This is a genomic window from Williamsia sp. R60, assembly GCF_054063855.1.
The window spans coordinates 488,059-509,639 of record NZ_JBSSGR010000001.1 but is presented as its reverse complement, the minus strand read 5'-3'; the positions used below and the strand labels follow the sequence as shown (position 1 = coordinate 509,639).

The window sequence follows — 21,581 nt, the reverse complement described above, 5'->3', positions numbered from 1 at the left end:
ACGCGTAAATAAAGGTCAACCTTGCGGCTCAGACACGTCTCAATACGGTAGCGGCGAGTGGGACGGCGACCAGCAAGATCACTGCGGAAGCGAGCATCGAATACCACTGCGGATTCTCGGACGCCCAGGTCACCGGCTCGGGCAACAGCGGATTGACCGACACCGGATTGCCGAAACACTCGCGCAGGCTCCCCGCCACGGACGTCACAGGATTCCAGTTGGCGATCACCCGCAGAGGCCCGGGCAATGTGGTCGACGGGATGAACGCCGACGAGATGAACGTCAGCGGGAACAGGATGGTGAGCAACAGGCTCTGAGCGGCTTCTGCCGACCCGGCGACCAAACCGCCCACCGCCCCCATCCAGGACATGGCGAATCCGAACAGCAGCGCGATCGCGTAGCCGGCGAGGGCATCGAGAAAACCGGTGTCGATTCGCCATCCGATGGCCAGCCCCGCCAACGACATGACGATGAGCCCGACGATGTTGACCGTGAGGTCGGAGACCGTGCGGCCGACCACGATGGCCACGCGTGACATCGGCAATGCCCGGAATCGGTCGATCATCCCGGTCTTGATGTCGGTGGCCAGTCCGAGCGCGGTGAAGCCGGCATTGAAAGCAACCGTCTGCGTCATGATCCCGCCGATGAGGAACTCGCGATAACGGTCACCGCCGAGGGCCTCACCGAACACATACGAGAACAGCAGCACAAACATCAGCGGCTGCAGGACAACACCCAGCAGCATCTGCCAGTTGCGCGAGATGGTGCGCAGGTTGCGGATTGCGAGTACCTCGCAATCCACCAGGAACGTGGCGATGGTGCGACCGCGAGGTGCGGTGATGGGACGGCTCACTTCGAGCTCCGCGCCAGAGCGAGGAAGACATCGTCGAGGGTCGGTGCGCTTGTTGTCGCGTCGACGATCTCGACGCCGGCCTGAGCGAGGTCCGCCACCGCACGTGCCAGGTGTCTACTGGGTTCCACCGTGGAGAACGTCACGGCGGGCCCATCGGCACCGACCTCGGACATACCTGGGATCTGGGCGACGATGCCGACCGCCCGGACGGCATCAGCGGAATCAGCCAACTGCAGTCGGACCTGCGCCGTTCCCACGGTTGCCTTGAGTTCTCCGGGAGTGCCGCGGGCCACCACTTCCCCACCGACGATGACGGTGACCGCGTCCGCGAGTTGGTCGGCCTCCTCGAGGTACTGCGTGGTCAGGAGCACCGTTGTCCCCTCACTGACCAGAGTCCGCACCTCCGACCACAATTCGGCACGGCTGATCGGATCCAGGCTCGCCGTCGGCTCGTCCAGCAACAACACAGGCGGTCGGATGATGATGGCGCCGGCCAGGTCGATTCGACGACGCATCCCACCGGAATACGTTCCCACTCGACGTTTTCCGGCCTCGGCGATTCCGAACTGCTCGAGCAACTCGTGTGTTCTGGCCTTCGATGCCCGTCGGCCCAGCCCGGACAGGCGGGCCACCATCCTCAGATTCTCGATGCCCGTGAGGTTGTCGTCGACCGCGGCGACCTGTCCCGAGAGCCCGATCAGACTCCGTACCTCGTGTGGATTCGCCAGCGCGTCGATCCCGTTGATGCGCACGCTGCCTGCCGTCGGACGCAGCAGTGTTCCGATGATCCGGACAGTGGTTGTCTTACCGGCACCGTTGGGTCCGAGAACACCCATCACGGTACCTGCGGGAACGTCGAGGTCGATCGACTTCAACGCGTGCACACCCCGGTAACGCATCTGCAGATCGCGGATCTCGATCGCGTTGTCGCCGTGCGCACCTGGTCGATCGGGCGAAGCGGCGATGTTGTTGTCCTTCACTCCTTGCACGCCGGTACGTCGACCGTGATCTGGGGCTCGTCGACGAGCGGCTGTACCGGTACCAGCGGTGTACCCGACGAGGCAGGCTCATCGAGCTCGTACTTGAGGACCACCGTCTTGCCGGCGGGGATCTTGACCTGGCCCGTGACAAAGGGGTGGCCCCGCTCGGTTCCCGACGAGTACAGCATCGGATCTCCGTCCACCGTCACCGATTCGAGGTTCGCGCCTGAGGTGGCGTAGAGGGTGACCGACGCGAAGTTCGTTCCGTTGGGCAGCTGCAGCTGTGGGTTACCGAGGCTGCCGATCACGTAGGGCGGCAGACTCATGTCTTCGACGGTGTTGGTCAGTTCGACCTCCACCACGGCTTTGCGCCGATCACCGTCACACTTGTCCGCGCGATAGGTGATCGACCGCTTCAGGAAGTAGTCGATCTTGTTGCCCGCGAGGTTGCCGACCACCACTTCGGCATAGGGCGCCTCGGTTTCGGCGACTTCATGGGTCAACCCTGCTGCGGCCAAGAGCTTCTGCTCGCCTTCATCGGCGCTGTACACCATGATTCGTCGCTCGTGCACCCCACGACCCAGCGCCTCGAGCACCTTTCCGGTGTTACCGCGCAGCGCAGTCAGCGATGACACGGCCTTGCGGGCGATCTCTTGCAGGTACGCCTTACGCGCAGGATTGTCGCCACCGAATTGCTTGTACGAGGTGGACAACGTGATCTCGGTGACGTTGTCGCCGGTGATGGTTTCTCCGCTGGCCAGCTTGATCGGACCGGTGGCCTTGAGCAGATAGCTCAACGCAACCGGGTCCATGGCGACCGCCCCGTCGAGTGGGGTACCGGACTGCTGCTCCCACATCGACATCCAGATCTGAGCCGCATAGGGGAAGTGCGCACTGATGTTGCTGTTGCGGACGTCGGTGTACGGGCGGTTGTAGCCGTAGTTGAAGTCGAACTCCTCGCCGAGATCGACGGGGTCTGCCGGCGGCCGAATGGTGTTGTTGGCGCCCAGATTGTCCACGTTCACCCGACCGTTCTCGGCGCTCACCACGCCGTACGCGCCGAGAAGTCCGCCCGTCGCCCGCGACTCCGCCGGCGTCTGGAAACCGAAGAAGTAGTTGCGCTGGCCGCCCGCGCCCAGCATGGGTGGCAGCAGCTGCGCCGCGGTGTCGGTGCCGCGGATGAAACGGGCCGATTCGGTGAGCTGATCGTGTAGTTCGGTTTGCGCATCGGAGACAACGCCGAGCCAGCTGCCGTCGGTTGCGGCGACGTCCGCCTCGAGTTCCTCGGCGCGCGTGGCGATCGTGCCGAGTTCTGGCTGTGCCTGGGCGAGTGCGACGGTGTTGATGGTGTTGTCTTCGGTGCGCAGACTGTTCGGGTTGATGACATCGGCCAGTTCGGCCGTGGGCACCAGGACGTCCGTGGACAGACCCTCGACGGATTCGGTCAGGTCCCGTACCGACTGCAACGGATCACCCAGCCACGGCAGCACCGCGACCGCAGACCAGACCGGGTTGTGGGTGTCCCCGTTGGCGGCCTCGGCCTGAACAACTGCGGCATTGGCCTCACGCACCGCCTTGTCGGTGTCACCGGCGAGGAACGCCCGCTGCGCCGACGACGCGTGGCCACGCGCTGATTCGAGCGAGCCCTTGGCACTGAACGCCAGGTATGCGAGATACAGGCCCACCACGATGAGCACCACCAGCACGCCCAGCACCGCCAGGATCCACCACCGCAGCCGGCGCGGCCGGCGTCTCGGTTCTGGCTGGTCGGTCACCGCGTGGGTCAAGGTGTGCTCCTGATGTTCTCGTGGTTGTCGTCGAGGTCGCTGATTGCTGCGTTCGTCAGCCGCGCGACGACGGACATGGCGTCTTCGGTGCCCATTGCGTGGTGGACGACCGCGATGTTCTCCACGGTCACCCGCCCGTCGATCAACGACCGCCAGTGATCGGGATGCGGATTGTCCTGCGCTGCAACGATGATCGTCGATCGCGCCGCGGCGACATCCGGTTCGTAGGCGGCCGCTGCGGCAATCGCCTCTTCGCACCGGATCCGGTACTGCTCGAATCGGGCTGCGTCGATGGCCCGCAGCGACCTCTCGAGGGTCTCGTCCATTCCCGCCGCAGGCTGCATATCGGGCTCCACGCGCGGATCGAGCAGTACTAGCAGATCCACCGAATCACCAGCCGCGGTGAGTTGTTTGGTCATCTCGTGTGCGAGAACAGCACCGAGTGACCAGCCGAGCAGCCGGTAGGGCCCGCTCGGTTGCCTACGCTTGAGGCTGTCCACGTGGGCTGCCGCCATCGCTTCGATGGTGGTGAGATGCGGCGCCGAGACGTCGTCCAAACCGGGCATCTGCAATCCGAACACCGGAGTGGGCAGGTCGCGGCCGAGTGGACGGTAGTCGTTCACCAGCCCGCTGACGGGGTGGATACACCAGAGCGGGGTGCCCGCCCGGTGCGCGGGAGACAGTTGCACCACCGACCCGAGTTCCGCGGCGAGATCCTCGTACTTGTCGAGCGTGCCGGCGAGAGCCACCGGCGTGGTGTGTGCAAAGAGAATCGCGACGGGGACGGGACGCTCGAGTCGCCGGGTCAGTGCGGCGGCAGCGGCGGTGAGCAGCAGTGAGTTTCCTCCCACCGTGAAGAAGTCGTCGTATATACCGATGTCGTTGTTGCCCAGTACTTCGCGGAACACTTCGACCACCGCGGTTTCGGTGGGCGTACGCGGCACACCACCCGACACCGTCCAGGTCGGCTCCGGCAAAGCGGCGGTGTCCAGCTTCCCGACAGGGGTACGGGGCAATTCGGCGACGGGAACGATGGCGGCGGGGACCAGATGGTGTGGCAGACGCTCCATCAGGAGATCGAGGAGGCCGGATGTCGACGACGCATCCTCCGGGCTGCCCACCACATACGACACCAGCACCGGACCTGTGGGACCGTTCCGGAGCACCGTCATCGCGGTACGCACGCCGACCGCGGTCAACGCTGCGTCTACTTCGGCCGGCTCGATCCGCTGGCCACGTATCTTGACCTGCCGGTCGGCGCGGCCCAGATACTCCAGGTCACCACTTTGATGGCGGCGGACGAGGTCGCCGGTGCGATACATCCGCCCACCGTCGGCTGTTGCCACGAAACGGGATGCCGTCAAAGGCGTGTTGCCCTGGTAGCCCATTGCCAGGGCCGGCCCGGTGAAGTACAGCTCGCCCACTGCCCCGTCAGGTGTCGGTCGCAGGTGTCCGTCGAGCACCTTGGCCTGCAACCCCGGCACCGCGGCACCGATGGTGGCGGCGTTCTCCGGACGCATCGGTGAATGTGACGTACCCAAAACCGTTGTCTCGGTGGGGCCGTAGAGGTTCATCATCATCCGGCCACGACTCCAGCGACGGACGAGATCGGGTGGGCACGTTTCACCGCCCACGAACACCGTGCGCAGATCCGGCAACGCGGACTCATCGATGGTCGACAGAACCGATGGCGTGAGGAAGGTCTGGGTCACTGCAAGCGACCGGAGGTAGTCGGTGAGTGTCCGGCCGGTGGCGTCGTCAGCGGGCACCACTGCCAGTGTGCTTCCCGACCCGAACGCCCACACCATTTCCAAAATGGACGCGTCGAAGCTCGGGCTGGCGACGTGCGCCACGCGTGCGCCTGGCTGAGACACGAAAACCCTGGGTTCCAACAGGTTCCGCAGGCCGAGATGGGAGACGACAACTCCGTTGGGAAGCCCTGTGGTGCCGGACGTGAACAGAAGGTAGGCAGCAGCCTCGGGCGCCACGTGGATCCACCCCGGTGTCGACTGGCCCAGTTCTGGTGCAGCCGTGCGCAGCTCGGGTACCGATAGGTGCACAGCCCCGGGTACCGACAGTTGCACAGCACAGTGGCGTGGCGCGGACGGACGGGCAACGGCGACCTGTGCCCCACTCGTCGCGATCATCCGATCGATTCGTTCGGCCGGATACCGGGGGTCGATGGGTACGTACACGGCGCCGATACGGGCAATGGCCCAGAATGCGGTGACCGATTCCAGACTGCGTGGCAACATCATTGCCACCCGATCACCCGATCGGACTCCTGCCGAGACGAGTTCGGATGCCAGGACCGAGGACCATTGGTCCAGTTGGGTGTATGTCAGCACCGTCTCGCCGTCATCGACGGCGTCCGCAGTCGGACGTTCCCGAACCGATCGCTCGAGCATCTGAGTGAGGGTCATCGGCGCGCCGGGTGAGGCAAGCGATGACCTCTCCGATCGCTCTTCCTCGGTACGCAGGTCGGCCGTCTCCAGCGAGACCGACTGCTCGGACACCACCAGCCTCAAGGCGAGCTGCCAACGCAGTGCGAGAGTCTCGATGGCGCGCTTGTCGTATAGCGCATTGGAATGGGTGAACAGCGCTGTTCCCCGCCCGACCGTGAGTTGCAGGTCGAACTCGGAATCGGGGCTCAGTTCATCGGCCACGTGGCCACCCGGCTCGTCGCTCACCGAGAGGGTCACCTGCACGACGGGGTGCCGGCCCATCTCGCGGATCGGATCCTGTTGGGCCACCACCTCATCGAACGGGAGCAGCGCGTTGTCCATGGCGGCCAGGTCGGTGTCGCGGACGAGATGGATGAGGTCATCGGTCGTCAACCCGGGCCGCAGCACGGTCCGCAGGGCGACCGTGGACACGAACATTCCCACCATGTCGGTCGTCTCGGCGTGGCGCCGCAGCGACACCGGGGTTCCCACGGCGACATCGTCGGTGCCACACGCGATCGACAACGTCAGCGCGAGAGCGGCGTGATACACGTGGAAGTCACTGACACCGAGTCGTTGTGCCGTGCGGCTCACCGCATCCACGGTGCTCGTCGCCACCGGCACTGCCACGGTTGACGTACTCAGCGATCGCTGCGCGTCGCGCGGTCCGCAATCGGGAAGTTCGAGGACCCCCGGGTACCCGCGCAGCGCTTGAGCCCAGAAGTCGAGCATCTCGCTGCGCAAGAGATTGTTCGCCACGTGCTGCCAGCGCGCCACCTGGGGGTACGACACCGGCAGCTGCGGCAATTCGGTACCGGCCAGCGCACTTTCGAGATCACGGCGCAGCACCTGTACCGACTGCCCGTCCATCGCGATGTGGTGGGCAACCACTACCACGAACCGGTGCCCGTTGGTTCCGACGAGTGCGCTGCGGACCGGAACGGCCCGTTCGAGCTCAAAGGGCTCGGCAAGAAGGTCCCCGATGACCTCCGCGAGGTCGCGCTCCCCCAGATCGACGACATCGGCCGGTTGGTCGAGAACACGCTGTTCGGGGGCGCCGCCGTTGTCGGGATAGATCGTTCGCAGGGGAGCATGCCGGCGGACGACCCGCTGCCAAGCGCCGATCACGTCGTCGTGGGTAGCTCCCGCGGGGACCGCGACGACAACGGGGACGGCATACAGCGGTCGCTCGGGAATCATGCGCTGTACCAGCCACAGTCGCTGCTGCGCCGGCGACAACGGCACCGGTCCGAGATCTGGTGGTGCACCGAGACCCGTCAGTGGAGGCAGTGCTGCGGCGGCACGTTCGCCGGAGCTACTGAGCAGCGCGGCCAGCGCGGCCACCGACGGGGCGGTGAACAGGTGGCGCACCGGAACCGCAGTCCCGGTCTCATCGGCGATGATGGCCACCACCTGAGTAGCCGACAGTGAACTGCCTCCGAGGTCGAAGAAGCTGTTGTCGCGGCCCACTTTGTGGATGCCGACACCCAGGACTTCGGAAAAGGCTGCAGCCACGACGGGTTCGAGCTCCGACGGCTCCGACGGTTGTTCGATAGAGGTGGGCGCAAGTGGCGTCGGCTCCGAGGTCAGCGCTGCCACAGCGGGTTCGAAGCGGCGACTCAGTGACGGGAACGGATGGTCCGGAGCCGAGACCATGGCGTGCAACAGTTCCAAATAGTCCTCGAGCAGTGCCTCGGCGACGCGTTCGGGAACGGCGGCACCGTGCACCAATGTCAGCGCGAGCCCGCCGCCGGGTGCCGACGCGAGCACCATCTCGAGGTCGAACTTCGCCGCGACGTATTCGGATGCGTCCGAGACGATCTCGATGTCGACGCCGGGCAGGTCGACGTGGCCGGACGACACCTCACCGAGTGCCTCCTGGTGCACGAGCAGTACCGAGATGAGTGGATCCCTGCCGGCGTCCCGACTGCCGACGTCCCGACTGCCGGCGTCGCGCACCGAAGTCACCGCCCGCACCACGGCGTCGTACGGCACATCGGCATTCGACTGGGCGGCCAGGTCTGCGTCGCGCACGGTTCGCAACTCGGCCCGGATCGGGCGACTCACGTCCACCGGCGTGCGAAGCGCGATGGTGTTCACGAACATTCCCACCACCCGCTCCCAGGCCGGGTCATCTCGGCCCAGTACAGGTGTGCCGATGACGAGGTCGCGGGTGGATCCGTGCTGCGCCAGCAAAGCGGTCAAGGCGACGTGCGCGAGGTGGAAGAGCGTGGCGGACTCGGCATGCCCGAGGTTGTTCAGCGCTTCGAGAGTGTCTGGCCCGAGCGTGGCGTGCACGGCGCCGCCGGTGGCCGACTCGTTGTCGACGAGACCTGGAACGCGATAGGGCGCATCCACACCCGCGAGGGTTTGCCGCCAGAAGGCGAGCTGCTGAGCGTACCGGCTGCCGGGGTCCGTCGGTTGTCCCAGGCGTTTCGCCTGCCACTGGGTGAAGTCGGAGTACGTCAGTTCTGCTGCCGGAGCGGGGCTTCCGGCATAGGCACCGACCAGATCGGCGAGGATGGTCCGCATCGACCACCCATCGGTGGCCACGTGATGCATCGCGAGTACCAGCCAGGTGTCGGTTCCGGCGACCACCACCGCGCTGCGGAAGCCGGGTTCGGAGCTCAGATCAAACGGCGCGGTGAGCAGTTCAGCGATCGGGCTGCTGACGTCGTTGTCATCCACCCGGGTGACGGCGGGGGCCTTTGCCGAGTCGAGTCCACCGATCTGTTGCCGTGGTCCACGCGGGGTCTGCGGGTACACCGTGCGGAGGCTGGCGTGTCGGCGTTGCACCTCGACGATGGCGTCCGACAGCCGATCGACGTCGACTCCGCCGCGGAGTCGCAGTACCAAAGGCACAAGGTACGCCGTCGACAGCGGATCAATGCGGTTGAGAACCCACAACCGCTGCTGCGGATACGCCAACTCCAGCTCGGCCGGTACCGGCAGGGATTGCGGCGCCACATCATTCAGCGCGGCGAAGGGCAACCCGTCGATGACGGCCGCGACGGCGGCCACCGTTCGTGCGTCGAGGATGTGGCGGACTGTGACGTCGCGGTGGGTCTGTTGCCGTAACCGGCCGGCAATTCGGCTGGCGGACAACGATGTGCCTCCGCTGTCGAAGAACTCGCTGTGTCGTCCGACCATCTCCGGGGGCAGTCCGAGGACGTCCGCCCAGCCCTCCGCCACCGCGACCTCGGTGTCGGTGCTTGGATCTTCGATCTCGTGGTGTGTCTGCGTCGGCGCCGGCAGTGCCCGCCGGTCCAGTTTCCCACTCGGAGTGACCGGGAAGTGATCGACAACAGTGATGTGGGTGGGGATGTGGGTCGGCGGGAGAATGCTCCGCAGCTGATCTCGAATGCGGTCCGGATCGCACGGCTGATCGGGGTCGGCGATGATCCAGGAGGCCAGAACAGGTTCTTGCTCTCGGTTGTACACACCGGTCGCAGCCCGCTCGACACCAGGCAGCGACATCAGTGCCGCGTCGATCTCGGCGGGTTCGAGCCGGATTCCGCGCACCTTGATCTGCTCATCGGCGCGACCATGAACCACCAGTTCACCCGATACCGTTCGGTGCACAAGGTCACCGGTGCGATACATGCGCGTGCCGGGAACTCCGAACGGATCCGGCACGAAGCGTCCCGCGGTCATTCCGGCGGCTCCCGTATAACCGCGGGCCAACCCGGTTCCGGCCAGATACAACTCGCCGATCACGCCCTGAGGCACGGGACGAAGTCTGCGATCGAGCACGTAAGTGGCTGCCGGCCCCGTGGCTCTCCCGATCGGGATCGGTCCCCGCGGTTCCACTGCCGGGTTCGCCGTCGCCACGATGGTGGCCTCGGTGGGGCCGTAGAAGTTGACGATTCTGCGCCCGGGAACCCATTGCTGCGCAATCGCATTGGGCAGTGATTCCCCGCCGGTGGCGACCACCTGCACTGTTTCAAGCACCGAGGGGTCGACCGTTGCCATCACCGCGGGTGTGGAGAAGAAGTGGGTGATCGCAGCGTCGTTGAGCAACGCCGTCAGTTCCCGTCCGCCGATCACGGTCGGCGGGCACACGACCACCGTGGCGCCGACGGCGAACGCCGGCAGCAACTCGACGAGGTGAGCATCGAACGATGTGGAGTAGTTGTGCAGCACTCGGCCGGCCGCGGTCAGACCCACGTGCTCGATGACTGCGTTCACCAGTGGAGCGATCCCCTGCTGGGTGACGTTGACGCCCTTGGGTTCGCCGGTGGACCCCGAGGTGAAGATCACGTAGGCAACATCATTGGGACGGATGGGTCGAGTCCGTTCCTCGGCGACGAACGCAGATGTGACGCGGGCATGCTCGGCAGGCGTGCCCGCGACGATGTCGGCGAGTGACAGCCAGTCGACCCCGGGGACGTCGGGGCGATCGCCGGGTGCGTAAAGACCTGCCGCTGCTCCGGATTGGTCCACCATGCGACGGCGACGGGTATCCGGGTCATTGACACCGAGTGTGACGAACGCGGCGCCGGTCTTGGCAATTGCCCACGTCGCGATGATCGACCACGCGGATCTGTGAGCACAGATCGCCACCACGTCTCCCGGACCGATGCCTCTGCCGATCAGCGTTCGTGCGACCTGGGTGCTCACCACGTCGAGATCGCGGTAGGTCAGCATCCACGAGCCGTCCTCGACCGCCACCGCCGCCGGGCTCGAGACCGTCCCTCGGCGTAGCAGATCCGGCAATGGTTCCCACACGTCGAACTCGGGTACGACATCGAGGTCGCCGGGCGCTGCACCGAGGTGGTCTGCAGGTGGTTGCGCCGGGTCGGCGACCACGGCTTGCAGCAAAGCGATCAGTCGGGTCAGGAACAGTTCGGCGTCGGGCTGGTCCATGCGCGCCGAGTCGAAGGCCAGCCGCACGACGAGGGCACCGCCACGTTCCTCCATCATCAGATCGAGGCCGAACCGCGACGGCAGTCGCAGGGCTCGGTCTCCGCGGGGGTCTCGGTGGGGCCCGTCCGTGAGTGCCCCGTCGGTCACCGCGCGCCCCAGGTCGGCGAGGAATACGTCGACCACCGGTCGCGTGCCCCGTCGATGATCCGGATCGGCGAGCCCGGCAACCAGGTTGGCGGGGTACGCAGAGTGCGCGAAGCTGTCCAGATCTGCCCGAGTGATCTCGCGCAGGGTTGCCGAGAACGGTCTGTTGATGTCGATGTTGTTGCGCAGCAGCACTGTTCGGGCCAGCATCCCGACGGTGTCCGCGAATTCCGTCGCATCCCGCCCGGCGACAACGGTTCCGATGACCACATCGGGGTCATCACCCAGGCGTGCCAGCAGGACGGCCAATGCAGCGTGCACGGTCATGAACGTCGATGTGTTGTGCGCCGCAGCCTGCTCACGAAGCCGCTGATGCCGTTCGGGGTCGAGCTGGGCTTCGATCGTGGGACCCGGTCGAGAATCGCCGGCCGGTGGGCGCAGGCCGGGCAGTGGTGGTCGGGCCACGGGTTCGGCGAACACTTTCTCCCAGAACCGTTGCAGTATCTCGCCGTTGTGGTTCAGAACGGCAGAAGACCAGGCCGTGTAGTCCCCGTAGTCGAGCGACCCATCGGGTAGGGACTCGCCGCCTGTCAACGCTGCGAGCTCCCGGTACAGGATTCGTACCGACTCCCCGTCGACGGCGATGTGGTGCGCGACCACCGCGAGTTGCCTACCGTGCGTCGGCGATTCGAACAGCGCTACTCGCCACGGGAGTTCGCTGGTCAGATCGAACGGGCCGTTGATCATCTCGAGCGCAGCTACGGGATCGGCAACCACATGACCGAGCAGTTCGGTCTGGACCGTGCCGCTGTCCCAGAGTTCTTGGTACGGGCCGTCGGCGTCGGCGGGAAAGCTCGTGCGCAAGCTCTCGTGGTGGTCGACGAGTGTTGCCATGAGCGAGGACAACTCGTTGACGGGCATGTCTCCGACGGGGATGAGCCCGCTCAGGTTGTAGTCGGTACGTGCCGGATCCACTTGCCAGTGAAGCCATAGTGCCTGCTGCTGTGGCGTGAGCTCCAGTCGCGATGGACGTGGACGTGGACGTGCGGACGGTGCGGTCATCGGCAGTCGGGTGCTGCCGGAGACGCCGGCGCCGCTGTCGATGTACTCCGCGAGCAAACCGACGGTGGGGCGATCGAACACCGACCGCACGGCCAGGTCAGCGCCTGTGAGCGCTGCGACGTGCGAGGCGAGTCGCGCCGCCGACAGCGAATTGCCGCCCTGTTCGAAGAAGTTGGTGTCGGGTCCCAGTTCGTCGGCTGCCAACCCGAGCACATCGGCGACCGCCGCGGCGACCACGACCTCGGATCCCTCGAGTGCCCGCGATGCGACCGGCGCGGAGATTGCCGGGAGCCTTGTGGCGTCGAGCTTCCCGGTGGACGTTAGCGGCCAGTCGGCGACGATCTGGACCTGGGCGGGAACCAGATGGGCCGGCAAGGCGGCGGCGCAGGCCGAGCGCAGCGACGTGGGGTCCGGGCTCGGCATCGACTCGTCGGCGATGACGTACCCGATCAACATCTCGTCGCCCCGGCGATCGGTGTCACGCAGCAGCACTTTGGCGTCACTGACTCCTGGCTGAGCCCGCAGCACTGCCGCGATCTCACCCGGTTCGATGCGGTGACCGCGGATCTTCAGTTGCTGATCGCCACGACCGAGGTATTCGAGTCGACCGCCGTCGACCCACCGGGCCAGATCGCCGGTTCGGTACATCCGGCTTCCGGGCGGCCCCCACGGTGAGGGAACAAACCGGGTGGCGGTGAGGTCTGGCCGTCCGAGGTAACCGGCGGTGATCTGGGGCCCGGTGGCATACAATTCTCCGGTGGCACCGACCGGCTGAGGCCGGAGGTATCGGTCGAGCACCACGAGGCCCGCGCTCGGCAGCGCCACTCCGATCAGACTGCGCGAATCAGACGTGTCGACGTCCGTGACAGACAGGTGCACCGTGGTCTCGGTGATGCCGTACATGTTGACCAAGCGCACCTCAGGACGCCGGGAATGCCAGTGCGACAACGCCTTGGGATCGAGTGCTTCGCCACCGAACAACACCAGACGCAACGACTGCGGCAGGTCATCGCCCGGCAGCTGTACCAATCGCGAGAAGGCCGTCGGTGTCTGATTCAGGATGGTGACTTCGTGGCGTGTCAGCAGTCCCACCAGGTGATGGGGATCCCGAGCGGTGTCGTGGTCCACCACTACCAGTCTGCCGCCAGAAGTCAACGCACCGAAGATCTCCCATACAGAGAAGTCGAAGGCGGCCGAGTGGAACCAGGTCCAGACGTCGTCGGAACTCGCCCCGATCGCTGATTGGGCGGTGCTCAGCAACGTGGCCATGTTCGACCGGGTGACCACCACGCCTTTGGGTTTTCCGGTGGATCCAGATGTATAGATCACGTACGCGGTATCACCGGATTTGGCTGTGACGCGGTCGATTTCTTCGAGGCCGCGATTTCCCGCCATGTCGAGCGTTGCGAGGTCGATGACGGCCGGCATGTCCGCGTTCGCCCGGTCGAGTACCCCGCCGGCTCCGATGATGGCTGCCGGCCTGGCATCGGCGATGATGGTTCTGATCCGCTCGGCCGGGTACGTCGGATCGACGGGAACGTAGCCGCCGCCGCCAAACAGGATGCCGAGCATGGCTGCCACCGTGCCGGCCCGCCGGTCGCCGACCACCGCGACGAGGTCGCCGCGCTGCACACCGCGCGACCTCAGTTCATCCGCGATGACGGCCGCCTGGGTGACAAGAGCCGAGTAGGTGAGGTCGCCCGTGACATCTACCAGCGCAATCGATTCGGGCCTCTGGCGTGCTTGATCGATGACGCGTTCCACCACATCGGCGTACTGGTGTGCATCATCGACCAGTGGCCGCGGTGATGCAACGGGCATGTGATGGTCGGCGGGGCGGGTCAGCGCATGCATCGTGGTGACGCCCGGATCGACCGTCTCGGACAGGGCCTGCACTGTCTGGACAAAAGTGTCGGCGAACTGCGCTGCCATTGCGGGCCTCACATGCCACAGTCCGTAACTCAGCGTGAGATGCATCGGGCTGCCGTCACCATGGTCGGTGATGGTGAACTCGAGTGGCACTCGCGCCTGACCGACGCGTATCGGCGTCAATGAGATGTCGCTGTCGGAGACCGGCGCCGGTTGGTAGGCGACCATGACGTCGAGATAGGCGTCCGAATCGAGGGTCCGCGGTGGCGCCAGGCGTTCTTTGACTTCTTCGAATGAGACCTCAGAGTGCGCGAGAGCTTGTGTGACCACATCGCGACTCTGTGAAATGGACTCGCGGACAGTCATGGCCGTGTCTACTCGACTACGCAGCACCACGGTCTGGACGAACATGCCGACCGCGGTCATCATCTCCCGGGTACGCCCGGCCGTGGGCGTCCCGATCACGATGTCGTCGGTCCCGGTGAACAGGCCAATCGTCGCCGCCAGTGCGGCGTGCAACACATGGAACACGCTTGCACTCTCCGCAGCAGCAACGCGTTGCAGCGCGTCCCGGATCTCGGCCGGCACCGGGACATCCAGGTAGTCGGCGGGCTCGGGACCAGGAGGCACGGGTGCCGTCTTCGACTCGAACGGTAGTTGCAGATGAATCGGGGCACCGTCGAGCACGTGCGACCAGTGCTCGAGCAGTCGATTGCGGTGGTCTGTGGAGCGTGGGGGTGTACCCAGCGCTTTGGCCATCCGCCGGGCGTGATCACGGTACTGGGCCGCCGGTGCCGACCAGGCCGGAGCAGTCCCGGCCAGGCGAGCCCGCACAGCCGTCGCGAAATCCTCGGCGAGCACGGTCATCGACCATCCGTCGACGGCCACGTGGTGCCCGACCAGCAGCAGCCTTAGACCTCCACCTGCCTCGAACAGCTCTGCGCGCCAGGGCAATTCGGTTGCGAGGTCGAACGGTCGTAGCGCCTCGGCATGAAGGTTGGCAGCCGCGTGCGATTCCGGCAGCGGTCGGGGTCGGGCCAGGGCAGCAAGTCGTGTGCGAACCTGATCCAGCGGCACCAGAACCGGTTGCGGTAATCCATCCTTGTCGGCCAGCACCGTGCGCAGGACTTCGTGTCGCGCAACCACATCAGTCAATGCATCGATGACGGTGCGCGGGGACGCTTCCGGTGGCAGATCGAGCACAGCGGGTAGGTGGTAGACGGCGCTACCTTCATCGATCCGGCTCAGTGCCCACAGCGCTCGTTGCTGGGCAGTGGCCGGCGGTGCGGCGGACCCGATCAACTCCTCGGCGGCGGGCGTGCGGCGGGGACGTGCTGCGTCGACGGACACTTGCAGGTCCGCGATGGACGGCGCCTCAGCCACCATCCGCACACTGACGTCGCGGCCGGTGCGTTCGGTCAGCAAGAGTGCGATATGCATGGCCGACAACGAGTTCGCGCCGACGTCGAAGAGTCCGGCCTCAGGGCTCACACTGGTCGGCGGCACTCCCAAAACCTCGGCAATCACCTCGGCGACAGGCAGCACCGCATTGCCCTCGGCTTCGATCGCACCTCGCGCATCGGGTGTAGGCAGCGCGCTGAGATCTCTCTTCCCCGACGCGTTCAGCGGCCAGGTGTCGACCACGACAATCCGCGAGGGGACGAGGTATCCGGGTAGGACGGTGCGCGCCGCGTCACGCAGTTCACCCTCGTTCGGCACGTGGCCGGCGAGGTCAGTTCGAAGGCGGACATACGCGAGGATGTCGGCGCCGACCGCGGTGTCACTGTTGCGGGTGACCGCTTCCGCTTCAGCCACGGCAGGCAAGGTCTGGAGCGCGTTGACGACATCGCCCGGCTCGACGCGGAATCCGCGCACCTGCACCTGCCGGTCCGACCGACCCCGGTACTCGAGCTTGCCGTCCACGGTGCGTCGCACGATGTCACCGCTGCGGTACATCCGTCCGCCACCCGACTGCGCCGGGCAGGCGACGAACCGTTCGGCAGTCAGACCGGGCCGCCCCACGTACCCGAGAGTGACTTGGGGTCCGCACGCGTACAACTCGCCCCATACTCCGATTGGAACCGGCTGCAGCCAGCGGTCGAGAATCAGAAGTGTGGTGCCCCGAAGCGGGTCGCCGATCAACGACCGATGGTCTGCGGGGTCGGTCTCTTCGATTGTCAGGTGCACCGTGGTCTCGGTGATGCCGTACATGTTGGACAGCAGCACGTCGCGGCCGAATGCGCTGTGCCAGCTCATCAGGCGGGACGGGTGCAACGCCTCACCGGCGAAGATCACAGCTCGAAGGGCACCTGGGTCGGTGTCTCGAACTGCCACTGCAGCAAGCGGATAGAACGCCGAAGGCGTCTGCGACAGAATTGTCACTCCGTGTTCGCGAAGGAAGGGCCACAGCGCCTGGGGGTCGCGCACGGTTTCCTGGTCGGCCAGCACAACGCGCGCTCCGGTTGCCCATGCAGCGAAGATCTCGAATACGGAGACGTCGAACGCAGTGGAGTGCGTGCAGCTGAACACGTCGCCGGGGCCGAAGTCGTAGCTGCTTCGGGCGGCGTCGAGCAAGGCAGCCACATTCGTGTGGGTGACGGCCACACCTTTGGGACGGCCGGTGGATCCTGAGGTGAAGATGACGTAGGCGAGGTCGTCGCCGTCGACATCCGGTGTGTGAGCAACGGGGTTGCGGTCATTGGCTACAAGGGCTTGGTCCACATCGAAGATGTGGACGTCGGCGGGGACACTGCGCCGAGTTCGCGAATCGACCAGCACTGTCGCCGGTTTGGCGTCCTCGATGATCGCTGCGATGCGCTGCTGCGGATACTCCGGATCGATCGGCACATAGGCAGCGCCGGCAAACATGGCAGCCAATTGGGCGATCAGCGCATCCGGATGGCGGGGTAGCGCGACGCCGACCAGGTCGCCGCGACGGACGCCGGCCGTTCGGAGCCCGCCTGCCACCTGCTCGGCTCGCCCGATCAGCTCGTTGTAGGTCAGGACCTGATCGCCGAACACCAATGCCGAAGCTTGCGGATTTCGATCCGCTGCGGCGCGTACCTGCTGGACCAGCGACAGGCGGCTGTGCGGTGTTGGGACTTCGAGCGAGTGATGCTCCCCCGGAACCAGTTCCGCACTGGTCGACTGAGGGCGTGCGAGTGATTGGGCAAGCGCGGTGACGTACGAGTGACACATCGCCGCCGCGATGTCATCACTGAAAAGATCACTGCGGTAGGTCAACTCCACCCGGAGGCCATCCGCGGTGTCGTCGACGATCCATTGCAGCGGAATACGGGCGTGCCGGGGGTCTTTGGGATGGAACTCGATCTGGAGGCCGTCGACGTCCCATCGGCCGACCGGCTGGTTCTGATACGTGAGCAACACGTCGGACAACGGCGCCGTGGTGATGTCGCGCTGCGGTTCGACCGCGGCGGCCACATTCGCGAACGGGACACCGGCGTTACCGAGCGCGAACGCCAAACCGTCTGCGGAATGCGCCAGAATCTGCTCGAACGATGTCGTGGCGCCAAGGGTGGAACGTATCGCCACGGGGTTCACGTACATCCCGACAGCGGTGTCGAGTTCCGGTCGACTTCGACCTGCCTGCGGTACCACCACCACCAAGTCGTTCGAGCCGGTGAACCGCGCCAACGTCACCGCAAGCGTGGCGTGGAGCCAAGCGAAGGTGCTGATCCCCCGCTCGGTGGCAGCATCGCGCAGCGCTTCGGTGATCTGTGGGCCGAGCGTTCGTCTCTCCACCGCAGCCGGCGCCGGCTGATTCCGGTCGCGCACGGCCGGCCGGTCGATCGGCAATTCAGGTCGGGCCGGAAGGTCGGCCAGCCGGCGCTTCCATCGCTCCAATTGCTCTGCCAAGCGGCCGTTTTCGTCGCCACTGGCCGCAGCAGTGGCATCGATGTACTGCGTGGCCGGTGCCCACGACGGAACGCGGCCTTCGACACGCGATTGATAGGCCGTTGCCAGGTCATCGACCAGGACACCCAGTGACCACCCGTCCACCGCAGCGTGGTGGGAGCGGACAGCCAAGCGGTGGTGGTCAGCATCGATGCGCGAGAGCTCCAGCAGCAGCGGCGGCCGCGATGTGGGGTCGATCAGTTGCTCGGAGACGCTCACATCGCTCGTGGCGTCGTCGAACTTGAACCCGTTGTCGGCGAGAGCTTCTCGGACGGTGACGACGTCCTGCCAGGCAGTGCCGTCGGGCTCGAGGCGGATGATGGTGCGCAGCGCTTCGTGACGGTCTATGACGTCTGCGATGGCGGCCATCAGCGCGTCGCGATGCAGCGTCCCTTTCAGCTCGACATCGGCTTCGAGGTGGTTCGCGGTGGATCCCGGGTCGAGGCGGTCGGCCAGGATCATCGAGATCTGTCCCGACGACGCGGGTGGTCGTGGCGGGCGTGGGCGATGTGCGTCTGTGGGCGCAGTCGTCTTCGTGAACCGCTCCACCAACAACGCCAATTCGGCCAGGTCACCGGCCTCGAGAACTTCGCGAACGCCGATCGCGTTTCCCGTCGAGGCACCGATGCGCGCCGAGATCCGGGTGGCGTCGAGCGATGAGCCGCCCAGTGCGAGCAGGTCGTCGTACATGGACGGTTCGTCGATGCCGACCGTTTGCGAAACCACCTGTGCAACGAGTTGCTCGGCCGGGGTCTGTGCAGCCCGGCGGGGGTGCTGGTTGGCAGTCGACGGGTGCGGCAACGCTTCTCGGTCGAGTTTGCCGGACGGAGTCACCGGCAACGCCCTCAACACGACAACGTGGGCCGGCCACATCGACGTCGGCAGACGCCTACTCAGGTGCTTGCGGATGCGGGTGGCCAGACGACGATCGTCGACGTGCGAGGAGACGTACAACGCCAGCGCCTCGGTGTCACCCGAGCCGACGACCACGGCCACCGCCTGGTGCACGTCGGGATGCGTCTCGGCAGCCATCGCGATCTCACCCGGTTCGATCCTGACGCCTCGGATCTGCACCTGGTCGTCGCTGCGTCCCGCGTAATGCAGTCGGCCTGAGCTCGTATCCCGCCGAACCCGGTCGCCGGTGCGGTACATCCGTCGCCCGACAGCTCCCCAGGGGTTGGCAACGAAAGCGCTTGCGGTCAGGTCAGATTGACCGGCGTACCCCGATGCGAGTCCTGGACCTGCCAGGTAGAGGTCGCCGATCACGTCGGACGGGACGGGCCTCAGCTGGTCGTCGAGAACGTAACAGGTCGCGTCGGTGATCGCGGTCCCTATTGCCGGCGGTTCGTCGAGGGGACGCAAGGGCTCGCTCGCCGTCGCCATGATGGTTGCTTCTGCGGGACCGTATAGGTTCAAGACCGTCCGGTCGCTCCCCCACCGCCGGACGAGGTCTGGTGGGCACGCCTCTCCGGCGAGCATGAGGGTGGAGCAGACGTCGGCGGGGAGCCCAGCCGGGTCGACCGTGGCAAGAACACTCGGGGTGATCACCGTGTGCGTGATCGATGCGCCGGTGAGGAAGGCGGTCAGCTCCTGACCGCCCACCACGTTCGGCGGTGCCGGGCAGAGTGCGGCGCCACCCGATGCGGCCAGCAGCATTTCGAAGATCGACGCGTCGAATGCCGGAGACGCGAGTCCGGAGACCCGCGCGTTCTCATCGATTCCGAGCACTCGCTGGTGCGCCATCAGAGCAGCGAGCCCTCGGTGGGTGACCTCGACGCCTTTCGGTGCGCCGGTGGAGCCAGATGTGTAGACGACGTAGGCGATGTCGTCGAGCGTCAGTGGGCGCGGGAGCTCGATCGGAGTGTCTGGGGTGTCGGTGAGGTCGACGTCACTCAGGTCCCACCACTGGGTTGTGTCGCCCGGGGCGACTCCCCCGCGCGACGTCAGGATCTTCACCGGGTTCGATTGGGCGAGTTGCCCATTGATACGGGAGGACGGGTGCGCCGGGTCGATCTGCAGCACGGTGGCGCCGGTTCGGGCCACCGCCCAGAAGGCCAGCACCTGGTCGAGGCCACGGCCGGTTGCGACCGCGACGGTTGTACCCGGGATGGCGCCATCGTCTTTCAGACGGTTGGCGAGTCGGCGTGATCGTTCAGCCAGCACCCGGTAGGTCCAGTGTGCCCAACCGGCGTGCAGCGCGGGGCGCTCGCTGTACTGAGCCGCTGCAGCATCGAGGAGTTGAGGGAGCGTCTGGCCAGCGACAGTAGGCGTTGAAGTGGTTGTCAGGCTGAGTAATTCAACGTCTGACTCCAGCGCGATGTCTTCGAACGATCTTGCGGGGTCGTCGACGGCAGTCATCGCTACCTCGCGAATGAACCGGAGGAGCCGCCGGTGGTGGCCTTCAAGTTCTTCGGAGGAGTATCGATTCGGGTTGGCCTCCAGGTCGAACCGCAGTTCGTCCGGTGCAGAGGGATTGCCGGTGCGGTAGAGGTTGACGGCGAGGTCGTCCACCGCGCTGGTGGACAGCACGTGTAGGGATCCGGCCACGTCCCCGAAGTTGATCTTGTCGACGCTCAGCATGAGATTGAGTAGCGGACCGGTGAACTGCCGGTTGGGCAGAACACCGGAGTCCCGAGGCATGGCCTCAGCCATGTCCTCGAACCGGAAGCGTTGGTGCCGCAACGCGCCCATCATCGCTGCCTGGGTGGAGGTGACCGCCGCGCGGATGTTGCTGTGGCTTCCGATACCCGTGCGAACGGGGACGACGTTGGACACCGTGCTGAAGGTCTTGCGCAGCAATGCAGTTGTCCGTGCGGCGACGGGCAGACTCAGACTCACATCGTCTTGCCCGGAGATCCGGGCGAGGTACCCCGCCACCGCCACCGCGATGAGCACCGGCATCGTGGTGCGCAGTTCGGTCTCGGCCTGGGCGAGCAATGCTGCCGTGTCGGGTGGAAGCAGCGCGGAGTGACGACGTGGTGATGGATCGGGTTGTCCGGTGCGGTGCGCAAGACTGATCGGCGAACCGATGCCGTCCAGTTGCTCCGCCCAGTACGCCCGGTCTTTCTCGAACCGCGGCGATTCCCGGTAGTCGACATCGGTTTGCGCCAAACCGGACAGGTCCGATTCCGGTGGGAGGTTGAGGGAACCGTCCTCCGAACGTTCGTTGTAGGCGGCGACGATGAGTTGCAGCGAACGGAATGCGCCTGCCCCGTCGAACGTGAGGTGGTGGCCGCGCATGTAGTACAGCCACCGGTCGTCTGCGACGCGCAAGATTGCCGATGCCATGAGTCTGTCGTGGAAGACGTCGAGTGGGCGCGTGTAGTCGTCGCGCATCCACTGGTGGCCGGCTGCGTCCGGATCGGGTTCGGTACGCAGATCTTTCATCGTGATGTGGTCGCTGAGGCCACGATCGATGACCTGCTCGATGCCACGTTCGGTCTGTTCGAACCGGGTGAACGCTATCCCGGTTTGCCGTGCCACTCCGAGCGTGACCGCCCGCAGCAACTCGGCGTCCAAGTTGCCTGTGAGTTCGATACACAGTGCAATGTTGATGGGACACAGAGGAGTTGCCTGCTGGGCAGCCCACAGGGCGCGCTGTGCGCGCGTTAGTGGCTGCCGCAGCACCTGCCCCACAGAAGGCCCCTCCTCACGGTCATCG

General features: G+C 65.8%; 4 protein-coding genes. All 4 read right to left on the bottom strand.

Features of this window, described 5'->3' with window-relative positions:
• Positions 1–28: 28 nt before the first annotated feature.
• From ACVWY6_RS02165 to ACVWY6_RS02150, 4 genes are read right to left on the bottom strand one after another with little or no spacing between them, the layout of a single operon-like run.
• Positions 29–853 carry an ABC transporter permease gene (locus ACVWY6_RS02165; protein WP_457535927.1) on the bottom strand — a complete coding sequence of 275 codons (825 nt, stop codon included), beginning with the start codon at positions 851–853 and terminating at the stop codon, positions 29–31.
• A complete protein-coding gene (locus ACVWY6_RS02160) occupies positions 850–1,842 on the bottom strand; it encodes an ATP-binding cassette domain-containing protein (RefSeq protein ID WP_457535925.1) in 993 nt (330 codons plus the stop codon). The genes ACVWY6_RS02165 and ACVWY6_RS02160 overlap by 4 nt, the downstream gene beginning before the upstream one ends.
• Complete coding sequence (locus tag ACVWY6_RS02155; protein WP_457535923.1) at positions 1,830–3,620, bottom strand: DUF4012 domain-containing protein; 1,791 nt, start codon at positions 3,618–3,620, stop codon at positions 1,830–1,832. The genes ACVWY6_RS02160 and ACVWY6_RS02155 overlap by 13 nt, the downstream gene beginning before the upstream one ends.
• The gene (locus ACVWY6_RS02150) at positions 3,617–21,556 is read right to left on the bottom strand and encodes an amino acid adenylation domain-containing protein (protein WP_457535921.1); all 17,940 of its coding nucleotides are present in this window, start codon (positions 21,554–21,556) and stop codon (positions 3,617–3,619) included. The genes ACVWY6_RS02155 and ACVWY6_RS02150 overlap by 4 nt, the downstream gene beginning before the upstream one ends.
• Between the last annotated feature and the right edge of the window lie 25 nt (positions 21,557–21,581).